21 protein-coding genes, 1 tRNA gene and 1 pseudogene are annotated in these 26,199 nt (G+C 40.4%); 11 read left to right on the top strand and 12 right to left on the bottom strand.

The features are described 5' to 3' along the window. Nucleotides 1-92: 92 nt before the first annotated feature. The gene (locus NG55_RS08945; RefSeq protein WP_065343038.1) at nt 93-638 is read left to right on the top strand and encodes a DUF2726 domain-containing protein; all 546 of its coding nucleotides are present in this window, start codon (nt 93-95) and stop codon (nt 636-638) included. Nucleotides 639-691: 53 nt separating this feature from the next. Here NG55_RS08945 and NG55_RS08940 read toward each other — a convergent pair. The 3 genes from NG55_RS08940 to pyrC all read right to left on the bottom strand — a co-directional run bounded on the left by NG55_RS08940 (nt 692) and on the right by pyrC (nt 2,471). After that, nucleotides 692-767 (bottom strand) — tRNA-Glu (locus NG55_RS08940). Between the two features lie 19 nt (nt 768-786). Beyond that, nucleotides 787-1,452 carry a ribonuclease T gene (rnt, locus tag NG55_RS08935; RefSeq protein WP_016540473.1) on the bottom strand — a complete coding sequence of 222 codons (666 nt, stop codon included), beginning with the start codon at nt 1,450-1,452 and terminating at the stop codon, nt 787-789. After that, the gene (gene pyrC / locus NG55_RS08930) at nt 1,437-2,471 is read right to left on the bottom strand and encodes a dihydroorotase (protein ID WP_016660390.1); all 1,035 of its coding nucleotides are present in this window, start codon (nt 2,469-2,471) and stop codon (nt 1,437-1,439) included. Before pyrC ends, rnt begins: the two co-directional genes overlap by 16 nt. Before the next feature lie 163 nt (nt 2,472-2,634). Here pyrC and NG55_RS08925 point away from each other — a divergent pair, with 163 nt between their 5' ends. After that, nucleotides 2,635-3,906: a diguanylate cyclase gene (locus NG55_RS08925; protein WP_065343037.1), complete on the top strand. Its 1,272-nt coding sequence runs from the start codon at nt 2,635-2,637 to the stop codon at nt 3,904-3,906. Between the two features lie 58 nt (nt 3,907-3,964). Here the strand turns inward: NG55_RS08925 and NG55_RS08920 are convergent, their stop codons facing one another. Beyond that, the gene (locus tag NG55_RS08920) at nt 3,965-5,167 is read right to left on the bottom strand and encodes a L,D-transpeptidase family protein (RefSeq protein WP_065343036.1); all 1,203 of its coding nucleotides are present in this window, start codon (nt 5,165-5,167) and stop codon (nt 3,965-3,967) included. A gap of 196 nt (nt 5,168-5,363) precedes the next feature. On the opposite strand from NG55_RS08920, the gene hemE reads away from it, so the two are divergent. The 5 genes from hemE to NG55_RS08895 all read left to right on the top strand — a co-directional run bounded on the left by hemE (nt 5,364) and on the right by NG55_RS08895 (nt 10,723). Continuing rightward, the gene (gene hemE / locus NG55_RS08915; protein ID WP_016540477.1) at nt 5,364-6,437 is read left to right on the top strand and encodes a uroporphyrinogen decarboxylase; all 1,074 of its coding nucleotides are present in this window, start codon (nt 5,364-5,366) and stop codon (nt 6,435-6,437) included. A gap of 43 nt (nt 6,438-6,480) precedes the next feature. Next, nucleotides 6,481-7,275, top strand: a complete 795-nt coding sequence (locus tag NG55_RS08910; RefSeq protein WP_016540478.1) for a DUF817 family protein — start codon at nt 6,481-6,483, stop codon at nt 7,273-7,275. A 183-nt stretch (nt 7,276-7,458) separates the two neighbouring features. Continuing rightward, nucleotides 7,459-7,929 (top strand): DUF3015 family protein, encoded by a 471-nt coding sequence (locus tag NG55_RS08905; RefSeq protein WP_016540479.1) that lies wholly within the window; start codon nt 7,459-7,461, stop codon nt 7,927-7,929. A gap of 77 nt (nt 7,930-8,006) precedes the next feature. Beyond that, nucleotides 8,007-9,887 carry an Lnb N-terminal periplasmic domain-containing protein gene (locus NG55_RS08900; RefSeq protein ID WP_065343035.1) on the top strand — a complete coding sequence of 627 codons (1,881 nt, stop codon included), beginning with the start codon at nt 8,007-8,009 and terminating at the stop codon, nt 9,885-9,887. Nucleotides 9,888-9,889: 2 nt separating this feature from the next. Next, nucleotides 9,890-10,723 (top strand): PoNe immunity protein domain-containing protein, encoded by an 834-nt coding sequence (locus NG55_RS08895; RefSeq protein ID WP_065343034.1) that lies wholly within the window; start codon nt 9,890-9,892, stop codon nt 10,721-10,723. Nucleotides 10,724-10,733: 10 nt separating this feature from the next. On the opposite strand, the gene NG55_RS08890 is transcribed toward NG55_RS08895, so the two are convergent. From NG55_RS08890 to trpD, 6 genes are all read right to left on the bottom strand, one after another. Then, a complete protein-coding gene (locus NG55_RS08890) occupies nt 10,734-11,093 on the bottom strand; it encodes a cupin domain-containing protein (RefSeq protein WP_016540482.1) in 360 nt (119 codons plus the stop codon). Nucleotides 11,094-11,107: 14 nt separating this feature from the next. Continuing rightward, complete coding sequence (folE, locus tag NG55_RS08885) at nt 11,108-11,656, bottom strand: GTP cyclohydrolase I FolE (protein WP_016660389.1); 549 nt, start codon at nt 11,654-11,656, stop codon at nt 11,108-11,110. 91 nt (nt 11,657-11,747) lie between these two features. Continuing rightward, a complete protein-coding gene (locus tag NG55_RS08880) occupies nt 11,748-12,437 on the bottom strand; it encodes a Smr/MutS family protein (RefSeq protein ID WP_065343033.1) in 690 nt (229 codons plus the stop codon). Between the two features lie 132 nt (nt 12,438-12,569). Then, on the bottom strand, nt 12,570-13,028 hold the full coding sequence (locus NG55_RS08875) for a hypothetical protein (protein WP_081408978.1): 459 nt from the start codon (nt 13,026-13,028) through the stop codon (nt 12,570-12,572). Between the two features lie 117 nt (nt 13,029-13,145). After that, entirely contained in the window at nt 13,146-13,952 is an 807-nt protein-coding gene (gene trpC / locus NG55_RS08870) for an indole-3-glycerol phosphate synthase TrpC (protein ID WP_065343032.1), read from the bottom strand. A gap of 9 nt (nt 13,953-13,961) precedes the next feature. Then, entirely contained in the window at nt 13,962-15,011 is a 1,050-nt protein-coding gene (gene trpD, locus NG55_RS08865) for an anthranilate phosphoribosyltransferase (RefSeq protein ID WP_032865714.1), read from the bottom strand. A gap of 369 nt (nt 15,012-15,380) precedes the next feature. On the opposite strand from trpD, the gene NG55_RS08860 reads away from it, so the two are divergent. Further along, the gene (locus NG55_RS08860; RefSeq protein ID WP_065343031.1) at nt 15,381-18,113 is read left to right on the top strand and encodes a TonB-dependent receptor plug domain-containing protein; all 2,733 of its coding nucleotides are present in this window, start codon (nt 15,381-15,383) and stop codon (nt 18,111-18,113) included. 7 nt (nt 18,114-18,120) lie between these two features. Beyond that, nucleotides 18,121-20,893: pseudogene (locus NG55_RS08855) on the top strand (M1 family metallopeptidase). Between the two features lie 58 nt (nt 20,894-20,951). Here the strand turns inward: NG55_RS08855 and NG55_RS08850 are convergent. Together NG55_RS08850 and NG55_RS08845 are read right to left on the bottom strand one after the other, a co-directional pair. After that, nucleotides 20,952-22,316: an L-cystine transporter gene (locus tag NG55_RS08850; protein ID WP_023270189.1), complete on the bottom strand. Its 1,365-nt coding sequence runs from the start codon at nt 22,314-22,316 to the stop codon at nt 20,952-20,954. 357 nt (nt 22,317-22,673) lie between these two features. After that, nucleotides 22,674-23,258, bottom strand: coding sequence for an anthranilate synthase component II (locus NG55_RS08845; protein ID WP_065343029.1), 585 nt, complete (start codon nt 23,256-23,258; stop codon nt 22,674-22,676). 622 nt (nt 23,259-23,880) lie between these two features. Here NG55_RS08845 and glnA point away from each other — a divergent pair. Beyond that, on the top strand, nt 23,881-25,296 hold the full coding sequence (gene glnA, locus NG55_RS08840; protein ID WP_171057879.1) for a type I glutamate--ammonia ligase: 1,416 nt from the start codon (nt 23,881-23,883) through the stop codon (nt 25,294-25,296). Nucleotides 25,297-25,702: 406 nt separating this feature from the next. Further along, nucleotides 25,703-26,194 (top strand): chorismate--pyruvate lyase family protein, encoded by a 492-nt coding sequence (locus NG55_RS08835; RefSeq protein ID WP_016660385.1) that lies wholly within the window; start codon nt 25,703-25,705, stop codon nt 26,192-26,194. Nucleotides 26,195-26,199: the final 5 nt, after the last annotated feature.

Here is a 26,199-nt window from a genome sequence, read left to right as displayed (position 1 = left end):
TTTATTTTAGTGAATAAAAATACTGGTTAAACAATGCTTTTAATAATCTGATTATTTCATTTAAAATATTTTTCGTATTAAGGGGAGTATTTATGACTTGGATAATTATTTTAATTGTTGTGTTTGTAATTGTTACTTTAGTTTTAGGTAATACTAAAAAAGCAAAGAAAGGTGGTGAGCGTAATCCGATTAAGGGTAAACGGATTCTAACAATGAATGAGCAACCAACTTTTTTAAGGTTAAGGGAAGCATTACCGGAGCATATTGTTTTGGCACAGGTTGCGTTTAGTGCATTTATGACAGCTCAGGGCTATGCTACTAGGAATTTGTTCAATCGTAAGATCGTGGATTTTGTTGTATTAGATAAACAGTTCAATATTGTAGCTATTGTTGAACTTGACGACTCATCTCATAAAGGGAAAGAAGATAAAGATGCTGATAGAGATAGTTTAATCATTGAGGCGGGACATCGAGTAATTCGTTATCAAAGAACACCTGATATAGATCAGGTTAAAAAAGATTTTGGAATAACTTCTATAGAAACCACTATTATTGAATCTGAAACACAAGAGAAAACGACTTTAATTTCAGAGGCATTTATTTTTGAAACCGAATCAAATGAACAAAAAGTACTTTAATTGCTACTAAATAAAAAAGCCACTGTCTTAGAATGCAGTGGCTTTTTCAAATTTGGCGTCCCTACGGGGATTCGAACCCCGGTTACCGCCGTGAAAGGGCGATGTCCTAGGCCTCTAGACGATAGGGACTTCTTGAGGTGGGTGTATATTAGGGTTCTGTCACCAAACTGTCAAGAAGGTGAGGAGACAGTTTGTTCAAAATATAGCAAAACAGTTCGGCCGTCTTCTGCGTATCGTACAACGCAGAATGGGCTTCTTTGCCATCAAACTCAATACCAGCCTGAATACAGGCACGTGCCAATACCGTTTGTCCAAACATGACCGCACTTAAAGTCACGGTATCAAAGACAGAGAAACTGTGAAACGGGTTTTGATTTTTGGTACCCGAACGTGCAATCGCTGCTTGCAGGAAACCTAAGTCAAAGTGCGCGTTATGACCCACTAAGACAGCATGGGTACAATGCTGGGCTTTACGCACTTCATTCAATGATTTGAAAATACGACGCAAAGCGCTGCGCTCATCTTCTGCCATTGCAACACGCATTGGATTGAATGGATCAATACCAATGAAGTCTAATGAGCGGCGGTCAAGATTCGCACCTTCAAAAGGATTGATATGTGCTTGAAAAGATGGGCCTGGGACAAATTGCCCATTTTCATCATAGACAATTGGGATACAGGCGATTTCAAGTAGTGCATCGGTTTGAGAATTAAAGCCTGCTGTTTCCACATCGACAACAACAGGTAAAAATCCACGAAAACGCTGACCAATGACAGGCGCTTTGTTTTCTTCTTGGGTCACACTTTTCTCCATTGCAGGGTTTTACCAGCATGAAGTGGAATAATTTTCTGATCTTCAAGATAATCAAAAGATTCAGCGACGGTAATGTCTTCTTTCACTAAGGTAATGGTTGAGGTATTGCGTGGTAGGCCATAGAAATCAGCACCAAACATACTCGCAAAGCCTTCTAGGCGTTCTAACTTACCAACCTGATCAAAGGCCTGTGCATACAGTTCAATCGCATTTGGTGCGCTGTAGCAACCTGCACAACCACAGGCATTCTCTTTGGCATTTTGTGCATGTGGTGCACTGTCAGTACCCAAGAAAAATTTAGGATTACCACTGGTTGCGACTTCTAATAAAGTCGTTTGATGAGTCTGACGTTTTAAAATTGGTAAGCAATAGAAATGTGGTTTGACACCACCGACTAACATATCATTCCGGTTGAATAATAAATGTTGTGGGGTAATGGTTGCTGCCACATTACGATCTTGTTCCAACACAAAATTCGCCGCATCACTTGTTGTAATGTGTTCTAACACGACTTTTAATTTTGGGAACTGTTTCAATAAAGGCGACAGCACTTCATCTAAGAATTTTTTTTCACGATCAAAAATGTCGACGTGATTATGCGTCACTTCTCCATGTAGTAACAATGGAACCTGATGTTCTTCCAGTTGTTCAATCACGGCATACACTTTGCGAATATCACTAACACCATTATCTGAGTTAGTGGTCGCACCCGCTGGATAAAGCTTGATGGCATTGACGAATTCAGACTCTTTAATTTTACGAACTTCATCTGGAGACGTATGATCGGTAAAATAAAGCACCATGCGTGGGTCAAAATTCAACCCTTCAGGCACATGGGCAAGGATACGCTCGCGATAGGCTAAAGCTTCTTCTACCGTTTTAACAGGTGGAACAAGATTGGGCATACAAATTGCGCGTGCAAATTGCTTGGCTAAATCAGGGACAGTACGTTTTAAAGCTAAACCATCACGCAGGTGTGCGTGCCAATCATCGGGTTGCAAAAGTGTAAGAGTATTCAAGGTCTACTTCAAACTTAAAAATAATACAAATAATAATGCATAAAGTGTGAAAATGGTAACTACAATTACGGATAAGTGGTTAAGCAAAGCACATGACAAAATGAGAAATTATGTTATTTTTTATGCGGCACAATAATAGTGCAGTATAAAAAGAGTAGATGGGATGGACAACAGCTATGATCTTGATCAATTAAGGAGGTCAAAAGAAGACCTAGAGCAGCTTGTTGCCCAACATTCTAAATCTAAAAAGACCCATCAGACTTTACCGCAAAAATTAGAAAATGAATTCTGGAGATTTAATGTTGATCGAACTCGTCTCAATGCGATTCAGTTTTTCGGTCAGGGCGTCATTACCTATACCATATTTGTACTGTTGATCTTGCCCTCTAATTTTCTCGTCATTCGTGGAAGTGCATATTTTGTTCTCGATTTTATCTATAGTATTCTCAGTCTGATTGTTGTTGGTATCGCGCTGTTCTTGTTCTGGGCTTTTTCTCGGTTTAAACAACTCAATACATTGTTTTATCCTGCTGCTTGTCTGATCGTGTTCCTGACCATTGTATTAACCTCAGTCTTGATGATGAGTGTTTCAAATCTGGTACTGCAAAATCAAGCCATGGTGCTCATTGCATTCCTGTATATGTTGGGATTTATTCTCAGTGGTATTCGTCCTGTACATATGTTGTGGATTGGTTCGCTGGCTGCAATCACGATCTTGTTTGTTTCGTATTGGTTGGATAACTCAAGTGATTTTCTCATGGTTGGGCGGACATTGATTGGAAGCTTACTGCTTGGTTTTTCGATCAGTGTTATGCTGACTTCCAAAGAAAGAAAAATATTTATAAAGTCCAAAATTTCAGAAATTGATGAACAGATTTTACGTATCCAAGCCTCTGAGTTATTACACTTGAGTCAGCATGATGAACTGACTGATGTGTCAAATCGGCGTACATTTGAAGAGATGTGCACTTATTATTATGAGTTAGCCTGTAAGGAGCGAAAATCGCTGTCGGTGCTGTTTATCGATATTGATTATTTTAAAAACTACAATGATTGTTATGGGCATCAAATGGGGGATCAAGTGATCTCATCCATTGCAAAAACCATTAAAAGCTCGATTCGACATATGGATTTTATTGCACGCTATGGTGGAGAAGAGTTTGTGGTGCTGTTACCTGAAACCTCTGCACAAGGCGCATATGCAGTCGCAACCAATATTTACCGTGCCATTGATCGTTTAATGATCCCGCATGATAAATCTCTAGTATCTAACCATGTCACCATTAGTTTGGGGATCACAGTCTTTAATGGTAATCCTAAAATTAGCCAAGAGATGTTGATACACACTGCGGATAAGGCGCTATATCGGGCCAAGCAACTTGGACGTAATCAAATTTATTATCAGCCTTTACCCAATATAGAGCAGCATATTTGAAATTAAAAAAACCGAATATCAACATGGATATTCGGTTTTTTTATCGAAAATACTCAGATTATTCCAAGAATTTTACCGTTACACCTGAACGTACTTTAGCACCTAAGTCATTGGCATCCCAGTTGGTTAAACGAATACAACCATGCGATGCAGTCTTAGAAATTAAAGATGGGTTTGGCGTACCATGAATACCAAATGATTTTTTACTTAAACCGATCCAAATATTACCGACGGGTGCATTTGGACCCGGTGGTAAAGAAAGAGGTTTAAGGTTTTTACCTTGGACAAAGTTAGAAGGTGAATAGCTATACCAAGGATTTTTTGCCACACCCACTACTTTATAAGTACCTGTTGGAGAAGGTGTATCAGTACTGCCAATTGTTGCAGGAAATGAGGCAATCATTTGATTACGGCTGTTGAATAAATACAGCTGTCTTGCGCCTTTGTGTGCAACAATCAAATGAATATCTTCAGGTAAGTCATTGCGGACATTGGCCACAATAATTTTTTCACCTGCTTTTTTGAACGTCGCTGTTGGATTTAATTTCTTTAAGAAATTTTCATCCATATGGAATTTTTCACCCAACATTTCAGTTACACGGGTGTAATACAAACCTTTCATTTTGGCTTGTAAAGCATAGTCAGAAGGGATTGAGTCCGCATATGGACCTTTGAGGTCAGCATCTGTAATCGTGTATTCGACATAGGCTGGTTTGGTTTGTTTTGCAACCAAGGCATCCCAAGTTTCTTTGCTTAACTGACCTGTAGGCGTTAAACCATTCATTTGTTGGAATGATGCGATCGCTTTTAAAGTGTTTTTACCATTTGAGCCATCAATCGCCCCAGGTGATGCATGGGCATTGTTCAACATGACATGCGCACGTGCGTAGGCAGGAAGCTGTCCTTTTGGTAAAGCTTCAGGATATTCAGCATTATTCATGCTATCGAGTGTCCACGAAATTTTAGTCGTTGGAGCAACTGTCGTCGTTGTGGTATCAGGTGTGCTTTCTAATTTTTGCGATACAACTGATGCAGCACCAGTATTAATTTGTGGCTCAGATGCGGCCGGTGCGGCAACACTTGAAGCTGGATTAGCAACAACACTTGACGCTGTACGTTCAATCGCTAATGGGTCAATAGGATCTTGTACTGAACCCGAAATTTGTTTTGGATTTAATGGTTGCTCAGTTGTTGGAGCAGCAAAAGCAACATTAGCAAGAATACAACTTAAACTCATAGCGAGTAATGAGCGAACAAACATGTAATTCAACCTTAAGAATTATTCATATTGGGATATAAGATGTTGCAAGTATTACAGAAAATAATGTCACTTGCAGTAGCAGTTTTGTGTAAAAGCGAAATTTATTTGAGTGCATAAATTTGAATACGATTGAAATTATAAATTCCAAGCTAACTTTGTTATGATGCGCGCTACATGAAAAATTTAGAGATTGGTAATGACAACGTTGAAAAATGATCGTTTTTTACGAGCTTTATTACGTGAACCTGTAGACACCACACCTGTATGGATGATGCGTCAAGCAGGACGTTATTTACCAGAATATCGTGAAACTCGTGCGCAGGCAGGGGACTTCTTATCTCTATGTAAAAATACTGACTTTGCTTGCGAAGTGACATTACAGCCATTACGCCGTTATGAGCTCGATGCGGCAATTTTATTTTCAGATATTTTAACGGTTCCTGATGCTCTAGGTTTGGGGCTGTATTTTGAGACAGGTGAAGGGCCAAAGTTTCATAAAACAGTTCGTACTGCACAAGATGTGGCGAATTTACCTAAATTAAATGCCAAGTCTGATCTGGCTTATGTCATGAATGCCGTTTCGACCATTCGTTCTGCTTTGAATGGACAAGTTCCGTTGATTGGTTTCTCTGGAAGTCCGTGGACTTTAGCAACGTATATGGTTGAAGGTGGATCAAGTAAAGAGTTTCGCTTCATTAAAAATATGATGTACGCGCAGCCAGAAGTGTTACATGCTTTGCTCGATCATTTGGCTGATTCAGTGATTGATTATCTCAATGCGCAAATTGATGCGGGCGCACAAGCGATCCAGATTTTTGATAGCTGGGGTGGTGCGCTTGCGCATAGAGAATATGTTGAATTTTCATTGAACTATATGACCAAGATTATTGCAGGGCTTCAACGTGAAAAAGATGGTCAACGTATTCCGATCATTCTGTTTACCAAAGGTGGCGGGCAATGGTTGGAAACCATGCTAACGACAGGAGCAGATGCATTTGGTCTAGATTGGACCACACCGCTTTATACTGCGCGTGATGTGGTTGCAGGACGAGCTGCGTTACAAGGTAATTTAGATCCTGCTGTGCTTTATGGTTCAGCTGCTTCAATTGAAAAATCAGTGAAAGCCATGTTGGATGATGCTTATGCCAGTGGTGAAAAAACAGGCTATATCGCGAATTTAGGTCATGGTATCACGCAATGGGTGGATCCAGCACAACCGAAGATTTTTGTTGATACTGTGCATGAGTACAGTGCTAAGTATTTAGGTTGATATTTTTTAAGTCTTTTAAAATAAACACGCTAGGATTCGTTTTGTGCAGTTGATTGTATTACCGCTCAACTTTATCACTAAGGCAGCTTCGGCTGCCTTATTTGGATTGTTGCTTTTGATTGCATTTGCAGTCACCGCCCCGATGGGGAGTCATGAGTATTATGGTTTCTTTCGTTATGACTATTTATTGTTTTACGCACTGATTATTCAAGTTTGCCTGATCTATTTAAAGCTCGAGTCATGGGCAGAAGCGAAAGTGATTGCCTTATTTCATATTATGGCCATGGGAATGGAGATTTTTCTCACTCATCCTGCCATCGCATCATGGCAATATCCGCAGCCTGCGGTTTTAAAACTGTTCACTGTGCCGTTGTTTGCTGGTTTTATGTATTCAGCCGTAGGCAGTTTTTTTGCTCGTTCTCTGAGACTTTATCAGGTTTCTTTCGAAAACTTACCCAATTTTGGCAATATGCTGTGCTTGGCGGTATTGTCTTATCTCAACTTTATGACTAAGTTTTTTATTCCAGATATTCGGATTGCATTATTTATCTGGAGCGGTTTGATTTTCTGGAAAACAAAACTGTATTTTCAATTGCAACAACATCGTTTTAGTGTACCGATGTTACCGATTTTATTATTACTTGCATTTTTGATTTGGATTGCAGAAAACATCAGTACCTTTTATAAAATCTGGCTTTATCCAAGCCAAGTCGATGCTTGGCATATGGTGGGTTGGGGGAAGCTTGGGTCATGGTATCTTTTATTATTACTGAGCTTAGTGTTGGTATTAAAAATCTTGGGAACCAGAGATAAAAATGGGGCGTGGCAGTTAAATTAGATGGCCTAAAGTTCTTTTAACAGACTTTTCTAATTCCCCTTTGTTATGAGTATTTCAGATATATTTCAAAATTTATTTGCTAAAACACGCTAAGCTGGTTATTTTAACTTCTGTGTAAGATTGATTACACACACAATAGTGATAACAAATATTGAAGAATAATTGATACTGGAGTTCGTTCCTATGTTAAAAAAAATTGCATTAGCCGCTCTATTAGCCGCTGGTTCAACTGTTGCAATGGCTGACAATGATGTTGGTTGTGGTGTGGGTACACAAGTATGGGCAGGTAAAAAAGGTGTTGCACCTAAAATTCTTGCTGCAACAACCAATGGTATTTTTACTAACCAATTATTAGGTATTACTTTTGGTACTCTAGGATGCCGTCAAGGTGGTACGGTAACAGCTCAAGTGGTGACCTTCACCAATGAAAATGCTGAATCTTTGGCACGTGATATGGCTGTTGGCCAAGGTGAAAGCTTAAATGTGCTTGCTGAATTAATGCAAATTAAAGCCAATGACAAAGCACGTTTCTTTGCTGTGTCTAAAGCAAATTTTGCTGAAATTTATTCAAGCAAAAATACCAACTCACTTCAAGTTCTCGATGCATTACAAGGCGTGATGGCAAAAGATGCGGTGCTTAAAGCATACGTATAATTGCTGCATGCAAAAACCCTGTCTTGATGGCAGGGTTTTGTTATACCGATTCCTATTATTTTAAAAATTGCGATTGAATGAAATTAGCTACTTTTGCGCTGGCGTTTTTAACGTGCCACTTTGCACATGCTGCGGTTGAATCAGATATTCAGACTTATTTGGATCTAGCCAACAAGAAAAAATTAGATCAGCACGTCACGTGGCAACGCTTGATGTATGCTGACCATAAACAAAATAGCGAAGTCAGTTATGCGGGTTATTTTTACGCAAAAGATGGTCAAACCAATTTAAATAATGAGCTACAGGCGGATATTAAAGCTTTATTTGTTGAGGCTTCAGATAATCAATCCTTCCGTTGTAAATTTCCTGCACGTAGCCGTTGGCTGATGCAACAGCTCAATATCAATGATCAACAGCTTCCAAAAGTAACTTGTAATGAGTTTGAGGACTGGATTAATCAAATCAAGCCGTATAAGGCCACCTTGATTTATGCAACCGATTTTATGGGTAATCCAAGTTCAATGTTTGGACATACTTTGCTCCGTCTAGACCCTAAAGATCAGAAGCAACTCAATTTAGTGTCCTATGCCGTGAACTATGCCGCAACGGTAAGAGGTGAGGACAATTGGTCTTATGCATGGAAGGGCTTAACAGGGCAGTATCCTGGCGAATATTCTTTAATGCCGTATTATCGTAAAGTCAAAGAATATGGTGATTTTGAAAGTCGTGATTTATGGGAATATGAACTCAATCTCACACCAGAGGAAACCCGATTTCTGGTTGAGCATATTTGGGAAATGCAGCATGTGAGTTTCCCTTATTATTTTGTTAGTGATAATTGTGCTTATCGTTTATTGGGTCTAATTGACTTGGTTCGTCCTAATTTAAACCTAAAACAGCAGTTCAATTATGCCGCCATTCCAATTGAAACCCTGAAGGCGGTCGATCAGCAAGATCTAGTCAAAGAGGTGATTTATCGTCCTGCATTAGAAACGCAGTTACTTGCACAGGCCAAACAACATGGCACTGCATTAGCCAAAGTTGCCCATCAAGTTGCTTTTACTGCAATGGATAAAGCTCAACCCATTTTAAACACCTATCAGCAGCAGGATCAGGCCAAAATTCTAGAAATGGCCTATGATGATTTATATCTGCAATATATTAGCCATAAAGTGGATGCCGATTTTGCCCAACCTCAATTAAGACAATTACTTGCTCAGCGCAGTCAAATTGAAGTTGATAAACAACGGCAAGAGCCTATACGCCCGAAAAAACAGCCTGTAGAAGGACATCATGCACGAAATCTTTCTATGAATATTGGAGAGGTGCAAGGACAAAAGTTTGTTGAACTTGGGCATCGTCAGGCTTATCACGATTTGATTGATCCACAGGGGGGTTATCGTACAGGTACGCAACTCTTATTTTTAGATGGTAGTTTGCAATACCGTGACGACAAGCTTAAGTTAGAACATTTAGATCTACTGTCGGTGAATTCCTACAACCCCATTCAACCATTTAAATCACCACTCAGTTGGGGTTTTAATTTGGGTTGGAAACAGGAGTCTGTCGAGAAAGGGCAGTTTAGTGAAGATCAGCAACATGGTGTGATGAATCTAAATATGCAAGTCGGGTATAGCGTGGCAGATTATGATCGTCGAAATTTGTGTTATGCCCAGTTGCAAAGTCATATTCAAGGTGGCAAAAATTTAGATAAAGGCTGGCGTGTTGGAGTAGGGCCAACGGTAGGTTGTATGAATCTGTGGACAGACAATATTAACAGCTTGGTACAGATTGAGTTACCGTATTGGCAAGATCAGAGTCAGTGGAATTTAAGAGTTGGTACGCAACTGCAATATACTTTGAATTCAAATCACGCTGTAAGAGTAAACTGGGATTATGAACAGCAGGATCATAAAGACTGGAATAAAATTGGCGTGGGCTATGTACGGTTTTTTTAATAATGAATAATATTGATCAAGCACAAGAATTTGAAAAATTACTACAACAATTGGATGAGGTCCAAGCAAGTATCTCTGACCCAAAAAAATGGAGAATTTCTCAACCGGGATCTTTAAGCCATTGGAATGATATTAAAGCGCAAGTCTCGGAGTATAGAGAAAATGAAAGTTTATACTTTGATCCTTATGCAGTTGATGATCTGGATGTCTATCAGTTATTAGAGCAGGAAATATATTTTAAAAATTTCTGTTTGGAGCTGACCTATCTGATTCGTCTTGCTTATGATCTGGGTTTGGCTTCAACACAAATCCGAGAAATTTATTTGTCTGTTTATCAGTTCTGGTTGGCCTATGCTGACTTACTGTCACTCATTCAGTCGCATGGACAACAGCTTGGTGTTGCTGCAATAGAACTCACGACAGATTATAGCCATGCATTGTTATTGCTTTGCTGCGCAATATGTTATGGCGATGAGGCTGATATTATAAAAACAATTGATGGATTATTGCTTTACCCTTCGGATCGGCTCATTGATTTGATTAGCTATCCCTATCTTGAGGTTGAAACGATTAGTGAAAGCTATGCTGTTGCTTATCCATTTAGACAGTTAGATGGCTTGTTGAATACAACAGTCGATGCGTCTACGATGAGTTTGTATTTACAACAGCTTGAACATGATCAGCAGCAAGGTAAATATTGGGAAAAGAAATTTTTCCACAAAATTGCGTTGTTGGGGAAGTGGCGTTTTGAAGCGTTGATTATCTGTAAATTATATGGAATTGAACTGGATGAAATGAAAAATTTCGAGAGTTTTCCAGATGAGTTTGAAATTTAAAGAGGATTGATTAAACCTCAACAATCACATAGTATTTTTTTACTGCTTCTATCACTTCAAAAGTACCGACAAATGCAGCTGGGATAATGCCTGCATTTCCCGCTGTGACTTCAATAAAAGTATTGGTCTTTGCATCATGAATGCGAACAATACCTTCAATGATTTGAAAGAACTCTTGTTTATTGTCAGCAAATACAATATTCCATGCACCGACTTCACACTGCCAGATGCCACAGTCCATATGTGGATGTTCATATAGACTATACGTGAGCCGCTCAGGATTACCCTGAACCAGACGATCTGGTCGAGGGTAATCAACGCTGGCTTCATTTTTTAAATGACCGAAACCTGCTAACTGAATGGATGACATATGCAGTACTCGTATTAATAGCTTTCAGGCACAGCACTCAAGAACTCGCGACGCGTATCTTTATCTGTTTTAAAGTCACCGATAAAAGAAACCGTACGAGTGGTTGATTCTTGCTTACCCACACCACGCATCATCATGCACATATGTGCAGAGTCAATTACAACTGCAACACCACGTGCCTGAGTTACCTGTGCAACTGCTTCCGCAATCTGCTGGGTTAAATTTTCCTGAACCTGTAAGCGACGCGCAAACATTTCAGTAATACGAGCAAATTTTGATAGGCCTAGTACCTGACCCTCAGGTAAATAAGCGATATGCACGCGGCCATAAAATGGCAATAAATGGTGTTCGCAAAGCGAATAAAATTCGATGTTTTTAACCAATACCATTTCATGGTTATCGGAAGGGAAGAGTGCGCTATTCGTAACTTCTTCAAGCGTTTTGCTATAACCAGAAGTTAAAAAAGAAAAAGCTTTAGCCGCACGCATTGGCGTATCTTTTAAGCCTGGGCGATTAAGGTCTTCACCAACGGCAGTTAAGATATTTGCGTACGATTGCTGCATAGACATAACAATGTTCACTTAGGTGGGTTGAACAAAAACGGCAATTGTACCAGAAAACGATTAGAAATCTTAGTTTTGATAAAAATGCCGATTACTGTTTGTACTTAGGGTTCTTTTCGGCACGTTTGAGTAAGACTAAAACAGCACCTGTACCGCCTTGATTTTCAGGGGCACTGACGAAAGCAAGTACATCACGATGCTGTCTGAGCCAACCATTGACATAGGTTTTCAAGATTGCTTCAGGGCCTTTGCCATGCACAATTTTAACGACATTTTGATTTTGATCTTTTGCCATTTGAATCACTTGTAAAACAGCAGCCCGTGCTTGTTCAACGGTACAGCCATGTAGATCGACCGCTTCAAACCAGCGAATTTTGCCTGCTTTTAAATCTTCAAATACTTTGTGCTGCAAGGTTGCAATGCGATAGCTTAAAGCCGCTTGGCTGGCAACAGGGTTTAAGATCGCTTGGGTATCTGAAATTTCTGTAAGCTCTTGCTCTGCACCACCTTCTGCTGCAGCACGTTTTGCCAAAGTTTGGGCATCGACTTTTTTGCTACGCGCAACTTTAGTATCGGCAATATTCTGATTGTCGATGGGTTTTACCCCAAGTAGGGCTTTTTTAAAAAGTTCAGTATCTTCCAACTCTTCAGCAGCGGCTGGAGTCTTTTGTGACTCCGCTTGTTTGGCAATCGCACTCGCTTGCGGATTGGAAATTTGCTTTTTAAAGGCTTTCAGTAAGTTAAACTGATCTTTAGAAAGCGATGAATCGTGTTTACTCATAAGTTTAGAAAAATAGGCAGATACCAGAGATGTAAAATTATAGTCCGAAACCGTGATGATTTGAACTGAATTGCATTTATAGAGTATTTATGGGGGTGATCAAGCCTTATCTAATTAATAAAATTGACATTCTTATGCAAGACAATCTATATATTTTATTAATTCTTGTAAGGCAGATTCTACAGAAGTAATTGGTACATATTCAGCATATACAGTATTTTCTTTCAAATTTTGATAAGTGAAAAAAGGATTTGTATTTAAAAGAAATATGAAAAAAACAGATTTCTTGTTCCTTACCGCAAGTTTTGTAAAATCATCAAATGTTTCTTCTAATGTTAAATGATAATAGTTTATAAATTGATTATTGGGGTACAAGTTTTCAAGAAAGTTTTCGCTTGTTAGATTATTATTAAAATATGAAGGGCTTGTGAGTAGATATTTGAACGCTGCAATGAAGCTAGGCATATATGTTGGGGAGTCTAGAGTTCCAAAGGAAACGCCATTGATGTTGACGGTAAGATTGAGTAAATCTTTATGACCACTCATATTAAGGATAGAAAATGAAAAATCGTCTTTACCGATATGAATCAAATGAACTCCTGAGCTTTGAATTTGAAACGTCTAATTACTTTGAAAGGCTTATTAAACTTTTTATGTCTTAAAGAAAAAGCCCAATGATAAAGAATTGGGCTTTCATGTTATTTAAAATTAAACTTGCTCAGGCTGCCCAAACAATGCATTAAATGCTTGATCAGGGCGAGGTTGCTTCATAAAACTTTCACCCACAAGGAAAGTATGAATATCATTGGCTTGCATCATGTCTACATCAGCAGGCGTAGCGATACCACTTTCTGTGACCAAAATACGAGATGCAGGCAATAATTTCTTTAAACGCAATGAGGTATTTAAATCGACATCAAAGGTTTTAAGATTACGATTATTCACCCCTAAAATGCATTGTTCAGAAAGTTTTAAAGCACGTTCTAACTCATATTCATCATGCACTTCAACCAACACATCCAACTGATGTTCAAATGCGGTTTTCGACATTTCTTCGAGTTGTTGGTCAGATAAACAAGCCACGATCAATAAAATACAATCTGCTTGCAGTGCACGTGCTTCAACTACATTGTAAGGATCAATCAAAAAGTCTTTACGCAAAGCTGGTAGGGCACAATGCTGACGTGCAATCGCAATATTTTCGTCTGCGCCTTGGAAGAAATCCACATCGGTTAATACCGATAAGCAAGCAGCACCTGCCTGTTCATATTGTTGGGCAATCTCCGCAGGATTAAAGTCTGCACGGATCACACCTTTAGAAGGTGATGCTTTTTTAATTTCAGCAATTACAGCTGGACGTTTGTGTTGTAAGGCATTGGCAAAACCACGAACAGGGGTGGCTTGTTTTGCCCACTGCTCAACATCATGCAAGCTACGTTGTTTTAAACGTGCTGCAAGTTCCTCATGTTTGCGGTCAACAATTTTACCTAAAATGGTATTTTGAATATCGATCATGAGAAGTCCTTAATCTGCCTGATATTGTTTCAATGTCTTGGTAAATTCAGCCAAGATACTCATTTTTTCTAAGGCCTGTCCGCCGTAGAGAATATCTTGAGCCAGCTCAACGGCTTGTTTATAGGTTTTGGTAATGCCAGCGACGTAAATGCCAGCACCTGCATTCAATGCAATCATATTTGCGGCTTTTTCGCCAACGTCTGATTTGTCACGACTTAAAGCATCTTTGATCAGTTTTAAGCTTTCTTCTGAACTATTCACCACTAAACCAGTGAGGGTTTGAGAGGCGATACCAACGTCTTCTGGGTTCAGCGTCCATTCGCTAACTTCGCCATCTTTAAGCTCAGCCACAGCGGTTGGTGCAGCTAGGCTAATTTCATCTAGGCCATCTTTAGAATGTACCACCAGTACATGCACTGCACCGAGCTGTTTTAATACTTCGGCAATGGGACGACACAATTCATCTGAGAATACGCCAATCACAAAACGATTTACGCCAGCAGGGTTGGTGAGTGGGCCAAGTAAGTTGAAAATGCTGCGAATGCCCAATTCACGCCGTGGCGCCACGGCATATTTCATAGCTTTATGATGATTTGGCGCAAACAGAAAACCTACGCCCATTTCACGGATACAACGTTCCGTTTGCTGCATGTCTAAATCAAGTTGAATGCCAATCTGTTCAAGCACGTCAGAAGAACCCGATTTGCTGGATACACCGCGGTTACCATGTTTGGCAATGGTCGCTCCCGCAGCCGCAATCACGAAACTTGAAGCGGTTGAAACATTAAATAAGTTTTGACCATCACCACCTGTACCCACGATATCGACCAGATGAGGAATATCACTAACATCAATTTTAATCGCGAATTCACGCATGATACGTGCAGCAGCTGTAATTTCATCAATACTTTCACCCTTCATGCGCAAGCCCATCATTAGCGCACCGATTTGGGCATCAGTGGCTTCACCTTGCATGATACTGCGCATGACATCTTCCATTTGTGGCTGGGTCAGATGGATGTTCTTGGTAATATTATTGAGTGCCTGTTGGATATTCATAGTCATGAGTTACAGCATTTAATGATTAAAAAATTTGGATGAAAGTGGTTAGTGGTGAAGGATAGCTCGGCTTTTTGTGGTGTGTGTCCCACTCGCTAAGGGCTTATGTTAGCAGAAAATAACGCAAGATTTAGGTTGTGGCTAGAGAGTTTTTAAAATTTAACCCGTTTAAGTGGGTTGATAAATTTGTGGTTGGGAGTGATTGAATGAAAAAGGTATTATTTTATGAAAGGTTTATCTGAGTTTTTGTGATAAATAATCAACCATTTGGTATATCTTATTCACGCATATTCCTATAAAAAATGTGTATAAATCAACCAAATAAAAGTAGATATATTAGGGCGGTCTTCATTTTACGCATTCATAAATATGTATCTAAATTACTTGAAATATCTTGGGGCTGTTAAAAACAAAGGTTGTTTTGTTTTTGTGTTTATTGCATGTCTTCATCCATTAGAGAGCCATGCTGAGACAAATGTAGAACAGCCACAAACAAAGACAACATCGGATAAAGTGGTGCATGTTGCGGTGACAGGTTCACGTATTTCCAAAGCCCAGAAAGATGGCCCAACCAGTGTAACGGTCATTAGCGCAGCCGATATTGAGAAACATGGTTTTAGTAATGCCTTTGATGCTTTGAATAACCTGACCCAAAACACAGGTTTTGTACAAGGTGCGGATTATGGCAATACCTTTACTCCTGCGGCCAATGCCATCAGTTTGCGTGGTTTGGGGCCGAACCATACCTTAACCTTAATTAACGGTCATCGAGTTGCAGATTATCCAGTGCCGTATGATGGCGCTGTGAATTTTGTCAATTTAGCCAATATTCCGACTGCGATTATTGACCGCATTGAAATCTTGAACGGTGGAGCTTCCGCGATCTATGGTTCAGATGCGATTGCAGGTGTGGTGAATATCATATTGAAAAAGAAAACCGATGGCACTCAATTCAATATTAAGGCGGGTGGGACCAAAGAAGGTGGCGAAAATTTACGTTTACAACTGAGTGGTAGTAAAACACTGGACAAGCTCAATCTGGTTTATGGCGTTGAACTGAGTGGGCGTGAACCGATTTGGGCGGCTGATCGTGATTTTATGTCGAGCCGAACACGTCGAGGGGAAAAGCCAGACACGATCGTTGGACGTAAAAATGCCAAGACAGGCCAGTATCTTTCAATTAATAGCTGTGATGCATTTGATGATCTATTTAAAGGCTCAGTAACAAATATTGGAAAAGCAGGAGCAGATAACTGTGCCAGTGGTTTGGCCCGACCGACCTATTGGACGGTTCAAACCAAGAATCGCAGCCAAAATGGTTATCTCGGATTAGATTATGAGCTGAATGAGAAAACCCAATTATTCGCAGATGTTTTGATTGGCGCCAATCAAATTGAAAACAATACTCGTGGCCCGATATGGACTTCTTTAGGCGCGAGTAGTGGTTATTTCCTCAATCAAGACACAGGAAATTATGAAATCTGGACACGACGTTTTGCACCAGAAGAACTCGGTGGTGTTGAACAAGCCAATAAAAAATGGAAAGAACTCTCCTCCAATTTGAACTTTGGTATCCGTGGCGATATTGGGGACAGTAGTTGGCGCTATGAAGCCGCCTATAATGGCTCGATTTATACCAGTCAATTACGTAAAAAAGGGCTGGTTCGTTCGAATGTTGATGAATATTTCCTAGGTCAACAACTGGGTGTAGACCAAGATGGTATTCCAATTTATTCCCCGCATTTAGACCGTATCAGTCGGCCACTGACTGCCAGTGAGTTTAGAAGCATTTCAGGCACAACGGAGGAAAACGACAAGTCATGGGCACAGGGCCTAACTTTAAGTGCCAATGGTGATGTATTTGAATTGCCTGCAGGAACGGCCAAGCTTGCAGCAGTGGCAGAAATTGGACGTCAAGGTTTTAAAATCAAACCCGACAAGGCGGTGGAAAATGGGGACTTCTATAATGCTACTTCCAGTGGTGAATATGGTGGGGCGCGTACCCGCCAAGCGTTGGGTACGGAATTATTCTTACCTTTAGCCAAGCCACTCAATTTAACCTTATCTGGACGCTATGACCGTTATGCTTTGTCAGATAATAGTATTGATAAATTTACCTTTGGTTCAGGCTTAGAATTTAGGCCACATCCAACCTTATTGGTGCGAGGCAACTACGCCACCAGTTTCCGTGCACCAGATATGAATTATCTGTTTTTAAATAAACAAAGAGGGTATTTCCCAAGTACCACCGATTATTTACGCTGCAGCCAAACGGGACAAGCATTAGATAAATGTAGCTTTAAAGATTATTCGCCTGGCGCGAACTACACCTTAACAGGCAACAAAGATTTAAAACCCGAAGAAGGTAAATCTTATGGTGTAGGGTTTGTGTGGTCTCCGAGTAATAAGTTTGATATCTCCGTCGACTACTGGGATATCAAAATTGATAATCTAGTGACCAATCTCAGTCCAGATAAAATTTTACGTCAAGAAGCTGCTTGTCATTTAGGGGCGCAAGATATCAATTCAGCACAATGTGTTGATGCATTGGCACGTGTAGAGCGTAATCCAGCAAATGCAGTGGTTGATCCAAATGTCATCAACAATATCAATATTGTGCCGATCAATGCAGCCTCAGATCATACTCGTGGAATTGATTTCACCAGCAAATGGCGTTGGAAAACTGAAAATCTGGGTAACTTCCTATGGACGGTGAATTATAGCCGTGTGCTGGAACGTGAATATCAACAATCAAAAGATGGCGAGAAAGATAACTATTTAAAAGACTTAACCATTCCAGATTGGAGAGACCGCTTTAATACCAGTCTCAGTTGGAGTCTCGGTGATTGGGCATCAAGCGTATTAGTCAATCGCTATGGCAAGATTCCAAACGGTAATCAAACGACTTACTTAAGCCCGACTTATTTGGTCAATTGGAGTGGAACTTATCAAATTTCACCTAAGGCATCTGCATCCATCATTGTGAATAACCTATTTGACAAAGTGAAACACGATGACACAGGCGGATGGCCATATTATCCAGTAGGATCATATTCACCAATCGGCCGTCAGGGTTGGTTGGAGTTTAATTATAAATTCTAACAATGATGTGTGGATGCAGCGACGTGGTACACCATTTGCTGCATCTCTTTATTTTAAAAACTACAGAGGACAGATCTCCTATGTTGGTCAAACCTTCATTTAAAAAACAATTGCTACTGACAACATTACTTTCATTTTCTGCAACACAGCTTTTTGCATCAAATAGCAATGAACAAATTCCAATCGGCAAATTACCTGAATGGGCCATACCCGAATCTTATGATTTAGATTTTAAAATTGATCCTGCACAAAAAAGTTATACCGGTAAAACCACAATCCACTTAAAACTGACCCAAGCAACCGATCATATTTGGATTCATGGTAAATCTTTATCGGTAAAAGACGTCAGCATCCTCTCCGCAACTGGGCAGAAAACCACGGCCAAATATGAGCAAGCTTCAGCAGTCGATGGGGTCAGTCTGATTAAATTTGCTAAGACATTAGCTGCTGGGCAATACCGCTTAGTATTGGATTTCAATGCAGATTATGATCAGCAACTGGATGGTATTTATAAAATTGAGTTTGAAGGTAAACCTTATGTCATGACTCAAATGGAGGCGATCAGCGCACGTCAATCTTTTCCATCATTTGATGAGCCGCGCTTTAAAACGCCCTTTAATATTCGCTTAACCATCCCAAGCAAATATTCAGGTTTTGCCAATACCAATCAAGTCGCTGAACAGGCCGAAAAATCGGGCTGGAAAACGTTAAGCTTTGCACCGACCAAACCGCTACCAACTTATCTACTGGCATTGGCGGTTGGCCCTTGGCAAGCACAACAAGGTCCAGATATTAGTGCGACTGAGTGGCGTAAGCAGGCGATCAAATTACGTGGTCTTGCACCAGACGGTAAGGCTGAAAAAATGCAGCATGCCTTGTCTGAAACCCCAGCGATTTTAAAAACCCTAGAAGATTATTTTGCATTCGGATATCCATTCGACAAGCTGGATTTACTTGCTGCACCTGACTTTGCGGCGGGTGCGATGGAAAATCCTGGGCTGATCACATTTAGAGATTACTTAATGTTGCTGGATAAAGACTCTCCCGTATCTTTTGTACAGAGTTCATTTAATGTCAATGCACATGAATTAGCGCATCAATGGTTTGGGGATGTGGTGACGATGCCGTGGTGGGATGACCTGTGGTTGAATGAATCTTTTGCCACGTGGATGCAAAGTAAAATTACCCAACAATTACATCCTGAATTTAACGCTGATCTTGAACGTGTGGTCGATACAGCGGGCGCAATGAAAAGTGACAGCTTGGTCAGTGTACGCCGTATCCGCCAGCCAATTTTAAGTAATGCCGATATTCAAACGGCTTTTGATGGCATTACTTATCAAAAAGGTGCAGCTGTTTTAAATATGTTTGAGAGCTATCTAGGTGAAGAAAAATTCAAACAAGGTGTGCGTAATTACATTCACAAGCATCAATATGGCAGTGCGACCGCTAATGATTTAATTAGCTCTCTCGCAGAACAGTCTGGTCAAGCTGAGCGCTTTAGTAAAGCGGTAAAAAGTTTTATTGATCAACCAGGCGTACCTTTGCTGAATACCTCATTGCAACAACAAGGCAATAAAGTCTTTTTAAATGTAAAACAAACGCGTTATTTACCCGTTGGTTCTAAAGGAGATGCCAACAGTCTTTGGGGGGTACCGTTATGCGTACGTTACGAAGTTCCCAATGCTGCAAGCAAAGTCCAATGTGAACTGGTTGATCAAGCCAATACCAAAATTGAACTCAAAGGTGCACGTATTAACAGTTGGTATATTCCAAATGCAGATGCGGCAGGCTATTACCAATTTAGTTTGCCTGAACCAGAGCTTGCTCGTCTGACTGCGGCGACGGAGAAACTTTCTAATACTGAACAATTGGCTTATGCCTATGCGGTTTCGGCAGCATTTAATCATGGTGATATTAACCTTTTGGCGGTGGTGGATGTCGCCAAGAAGTTTGCGAACTCGAATAGCCGCCAAATTAGTACGGCATTGTTTCAGCAACTCAGCACAATCCAACGCCATGTGTTGAAGACGGAGGTAGAACGTGAGCATTTTAGAAAAGTGCTTGCGAATTTGTATCTACCTAAATTGAATCAATTGGGTTATGCGAGTAAAGCAGGTGAGTCTGCTGAGGATAGCTTGTGGCGGAGTGAGTTAGCCCAATTTCTTGCATTGGAAATTCAGGTACCAGAAGTTCGCCAAAAACTGTTAAAGCAATCCGATGTTTTATTTGAACAGACGCAACTGAACTTTGCCCAGCTCACTCCAGAATTATTGCCAACGATTCTGGCAGTCCGTGTCCAAGAAAAAGGACAGCCTGCATTTGATCGTTTAGTGGGGGAGTTACAACGCATCACGCAGCCGACCCAACGTTTGGCGATTCTCACTGCTTTAGGTTCAGCAAATCAGGTGGAAACACGTCAGCAGGCACGTCAGCTCGTTTTAGACCCACGTGTGAAAGTCGGTGAAGTACGTACCGTGATTAACGCAATCAATAGCTATAGTGGTGAACAAGGTGGACTGTGGTCATGGTTTAAGACCAATCACGATGCTGTGTTTGATCGTTTAGGCAAGTCTTCTGCTGGACGTTTCCCCGCATTGTTTAGTGGCGCAGCCTGTTCACAACAAGAAGCGTCGCAGTTGAATGCTTTCTTTGCACCGAGAACCAAAGAATTGGTTGGCGTTGAGCGAGGTTTAAATCAAACCAAGGAACGGATTCAACTGTGTGAGTCCTTAGTTGCGAAGCAAGATGGTTCGCTTGTGCAACAGTTGAAGTTATAATTTATTCAATCATAAAAAAGCCAACGATCATGCGTTGGCTTTTTTATTTTAATTTAGCTTAAGCATCATTATCGGGTTGTGGATTTCTGACACCGAGTAATTGACTGGTCGCTGTGCCTGCAGTCATCGAACCGTTGACGTTTAAAGCAGTACGACCCATATCAATCAATGGCTCAATTGAAATCAGTAACGCGACTAAAGTAATCGGTAAACCCATAGCTGGGAGGACGATTAAAGCAGCGAAAGTTGCACCGCCACCAACGCCAGCAACACCAATCGAACTGAGGGTTACCACCACAACCAACTGCGCAATCCATAATGGATCCAACGGATTGATACCGACTGTTGGGGCAACCATCACCGCCAGCATTGCAGGGTATAAACCTGCACAACCATTTTGACCAATGGTTGCACCAAATGAAGCAGAAAAGCTGGCAATCCCTTCAGGCACACCCAATTGTTTGGTCTGTGCTTCGATATTGAGTGGAATACTGGCTGCACTTGAACGACTGGTAAATGCAAAAGTTAAAACAGGAAAAACTTTCTTGAAAAAGTCGATTGGATTGACACGTACAAATAGCAAAATTAGTGCATGTACGAGGAACATAATTGCAAGGCCAAGATAAGAGGCAACTAAGAATTCGCCCAGTTTTACAATGTCAGCAACATTCGCCGTTGCCACCATTTTGGTCATGAGTGCCAATACACCATAAGGCGTAAATTGCATCACCAAACGGACAAGACTAATCACCAAGGCTTGCAGTGCTTCAATCCCGTGTCGGATTCTTTCGCCATTGACGGTGTCTTTATCCATCAGTTTAAGTGCAGCCACACCTAAAAATGCAGAGAAAATCACCACACTGATAATTGCCGTTGGACGAACACCGGTTAAATCAGCAAATGGGTTTTGAGGGAATAGTGAAAGCAAGAGCTTTGGAACATCTAAATCTGTCACTTGTCCAATGTATTGGCTTTGAATGGTCGCTAGACGCGCCGCTTCTTTGGTGCCTTGTACTAGTCCTTCAGCGCTTAAGCCAAATAAATTGGTGATGCCTGCACCCACCAGTGCGGCAATTGCTGTGGTCGCTAACAAGATACCAATCACGAGTACACTGATTTTTCCAAGAGACGTGGTTTGGTGTAGTTTCACCACCGCACTTAGAATCGAGATGAAAATCAGTGGCATGATCACCATTTGTAATAGTTGTACATAACCATTACCCACAAGGTTGAACCATGCAACCGAGTGTTCAAGCACAGGGTTATCGCCGTAGATCGCTTTAAGGGCTAAACCGAAGAAGATACCAACCACCATACCGATTAGAACTTTCTTGGAGAGACTCCAGTCTTTTCGATAAGTAAAAAACAATCCTGCCATGAGCAGGACAAAAACAATAATATTCAATAAAACCAAGGTATTCACAATAGGTTATCCTGATAGATCATTCAGGGGGAATGCTAAGAACAATGACTTAGATTCTATCATCCAGCCGCCCTGAAACTTAATCATTCCTATGACTATAGTTAATCTAAAAAAGTAAAATGCAATCAGACAAAACAGAAATTGAGGATTGAACTTACTTTTTATAACGTGTGAAAAGTGGATTAATTATTGAAAAAGAATGACTTGTTTTTAAGTGTAAGTTTTCAGATTAAGTTTAATGCTGAAAATTTATACCGTGTGTATGAGTTATATATTGTTTTTATATGTTCAAAATAAAAACAGCCCATTGATTAAAAATGGGCTGTCAGGATATTTGATGTAATCAAATGCTCGTGTTTAAGCGTAAATATCCAAGAAGTTTTTGAAAATTTGATGACCATGTTCGCTCAAAATAGACTCAGGGTGAAATTGCACACCTTCCACAGGCAGAGTTTTATGTTTCACACCCATAATTTCTTCAATCGTACCGTCTGCTTGATTGGTCCAACAGGTCACTTCTAAGCACTCTGGCAAAGTTTCTTGCTCAATCACCAATGAATGATAACGTGTTGCAGCAAAAGGTGATGGCAAGTTGCTAAAAATCCCTTTGTCACTATGATACATATCGGATAGGCGGCCATGCATCACTGTTTTGGCGCGAATGATATGACCACCAAAGGCTTGTCCAATGGCTTGATGACCTAAGCAAACGCCAAGCAAAGGAATTTTGCCAGCAAAGTGATTGATGGCTGGTATAGAAATGCCTGCTTCACTCGGAGAGCATGGACCAGGGCCAATCACCAGATATTTCGGCTGCCATCGCTCAATATCCTCTAATGTCACTTGATCATTACGAACAACTTTTACTTCTTGATTCAACTCGCCAAAGTATTGAACGATGTTGTAAGTAAATGAGTCATAATTGTCAATCATTAGAAGCATGATTATAACCTTTTGAAAGATATGCACTTAATTGTGCTATTGAATTCGATAAACCGATCAGAGCGCTGTATTTTTTCATCTATCTTGAATAGAGAAAAGATTATTCTAGCGATAACGGGAAATCATCATAACAAAACCGATCATTAATGTGGGAAATTTTGAAAGCACTGAAGGCTGAATGAAAGGCCAATTTTGTTTATTGAAATGAGCAGTTAATTGATCATAAATTTTTGTAATTGAAACACTTGAGAAAAAAAACTGAAAGTGAATCGAAAGTCTAAATGAATTGATTGGAATGATGTTGAAAAGAATGATATAAAAAGCCAATTTACGCGAATAATAAAAGCGTAATTGGCACTACATTGGTTCTTTGTTATATGTATTGCACCATTTTGGTTCATTATGTCTTTTTTAGGGACGAACTGAAATAGGAATGTTTAAATATGGTGCATTTTAAAATGCAGGCATTAAAGTAAGCATAGGACAGGGAGCTTAAAGCATTTTTTCTGCAAAGAATTTCAATGTTTTAGGTATGCTTTGAAATTGTTGGTATGATAATTGCTAATTATACACCAACAACTAACACGCACTTAACAAGTGCATAAAAACTTCATTGGAGCAAATGAGCATGGCGAACAAGGTCCTTCAACTCATCAAAGAAAGTGGCGCAAAATGGGTCGATTTTCGCTTTACTGATACTAAGGGTAAAGAGCAGCACGTAACTTACCCAGCTGATACCATTGATGAAGATACATTTGAAGACGGTAAAATGTTTGATGGTTCTTCAATTGCTGGTTGGAAAGGCATTGAAGCTTCTGACATGATCTTACGTCCAGATGCTGAAACAGGTTTTCTTGACCCGTTCTTTGCTGAGCCTACAGTTGTTGTAACTTGTGACGTTATCGAGCCTTCAACTGGTCAAGGTTACGAGCGTGACCCACGTTCAATTGCTCGTCGTGCTGAAGAATATTTAAAATCTACAGGTATTGGTGATACAGCATTCTTTGGTCCAGAACCAGAATTCTTTGTTTTTGACGAAGTAAAATGGGACATCGACATGTCTGGCGCGCGCCACACATTGATCGCTGAAGAAGCTGCTTGGTCTACAGGTAAAGACTACGAAGCAGGTAACTCAGGTCACCGTCCACGTGTTAAAGGCGGTTACTTCCCAGTTCCTCCAGTTGACTCTCATCAAGATATGCGTGCTGAAATGTGTGCACGTATCGAAGACATCATGGGCCCTGGTCGTGTAGAAGTACATCACCACGAAGTTGCATCTTGCCAATTAGAAATTGGTGTGAGCTTTAATACTTTAGTTCGTAAAGCGGACGAAGTTCAGCAGTTCAAATATGCAGTTTGGAACGTTGCGCATCAATATGGCAAAACAGCGACATTCATGCCTAAGCCAATGGTTGGTGATAACGGTTCTGGTATGCACGTTCATATGTCAATCTCTAAAGATGGCAAGAACTTGTTTGCTGGTGATGAATATGCTGGTTTATCAGAAATGGCATTGTTCTTCATCGGTGGTGTAATCAAACACGCGCGTGCGTTGAATGCGATTACTAACCCAGGTACAAACTCTTATAAGCGTTTGGTTCCACACTACGAAGCACCAATTATGCTTGCTTACTCAGCACGTAACCGTTCGGCTTCTATCCGTATTCCTTACGTTTCTAGCCCTAAAGGCAAGCGTATCGAAGCACGTTTCCCTGATCCATTAATGAACCCGTACTTAGGTTTTGCGGCATTGTTGATGGCTGGTCTTGACGGTATTCAAAACAAGATCCATCCAGGTGAAGCTGCTGACAAGAACTTATATGATCTTCCTCCTGAAGAAGAAGCAAAAATCCCAACAGTTGCGCACAACTTGGAAATGGCGATTGCTGCTCTTGAAGCGGATCATGAGTTCCTGTTGAAAGGTGGTGTATTCACTAAAGAAATGCTTGATGCATATATCGAACTTAAAACTGAAGATGTACGCCGTCTTAACACGACGACTCACCCAGTTGAATTTGATATGTACTACAGCCTGTAATACATACAGATTGAAAAAGCTCGCTTCGGCGAGCTTTTTTTATGTTTTTGATTCAATTGAAACTCATGCGCTTTTTCTAAAGAAATTCATGTACACTCATAGGGTCTGCTGGCACTTCACCTTGCGAGCTACAGCTCTCATTGCGACAGAGGACATTTTTTAGATGTTACAAGGCAGGTCGTATGAAATTTAGTGCTTCTAAATGAATACGGGCTAACGTTGTAACATCAAAAAATGACCCTGTCCCGAAGGGTTATGTCTAAAACCTCCCCAAACTTCGTTATGAAACTTGACAAGGGTATCGCCATTGTCTACGTTCCATGCCTTGTTTGTGTGGTTTTAGCCTATAACGCAATGCATGGCTGAAGTATCAGCAGACCCTAATGATGTTTTTAGTGAGCCAAGCATGCGAAATTTACGACCAAACAGAATTAAGGGACGAGAGATCCCAGCTGAATTAAAAAAATGGTTGTATGCATCTGGTTCCCTCACTCAGCAATTGACTGATTTGGGTGGGGGGGAGTTTCATGTTGAACGGACAAAAGAGCATTTTCAACGACTCACTTTCAACGATAGCCAGTGGATGCAAATGCCAGCACACCATATTGCCTGGGTACGTGAAACCAATCTTTATGGCAGTGAAACAGAAGCTTGGGTTAAAGCAAAAAGTATCTTTCCAATTTTAAGCTTACATAAGAAAGCACGTTTATTTCGGCATATTCGTAATAAGCCTATTGGTTGGTTTTTATTTCAACGAACCAATCCTGCCTGTGAAAGAAGAGTGATTTATCTTGAAGAAGGGTGGACCAGACAAAGTTGTTATACTTGGCATGGTTGCAAATTTATCGTGCAGGAGACCTTTCTCCCTGCATTTGAACAGTTTATTCGACAGCATTGACTCTA

The sequence above is a fragment of the Acinetobacter gyllenbergii genome, assembly GCF_001682515.1.
Lineage (GTDB): Bacteria > Pseudomonadota > Gammaproteobacteria > Pseudomonadales > Moraxellaceae > Acinetobacter > Acinetobacter gyllenbergii.
Note: the sequence above shows the minus strand (reverse complement) of the source record. Positions and strands in the feature narration are given on the sequence as shown.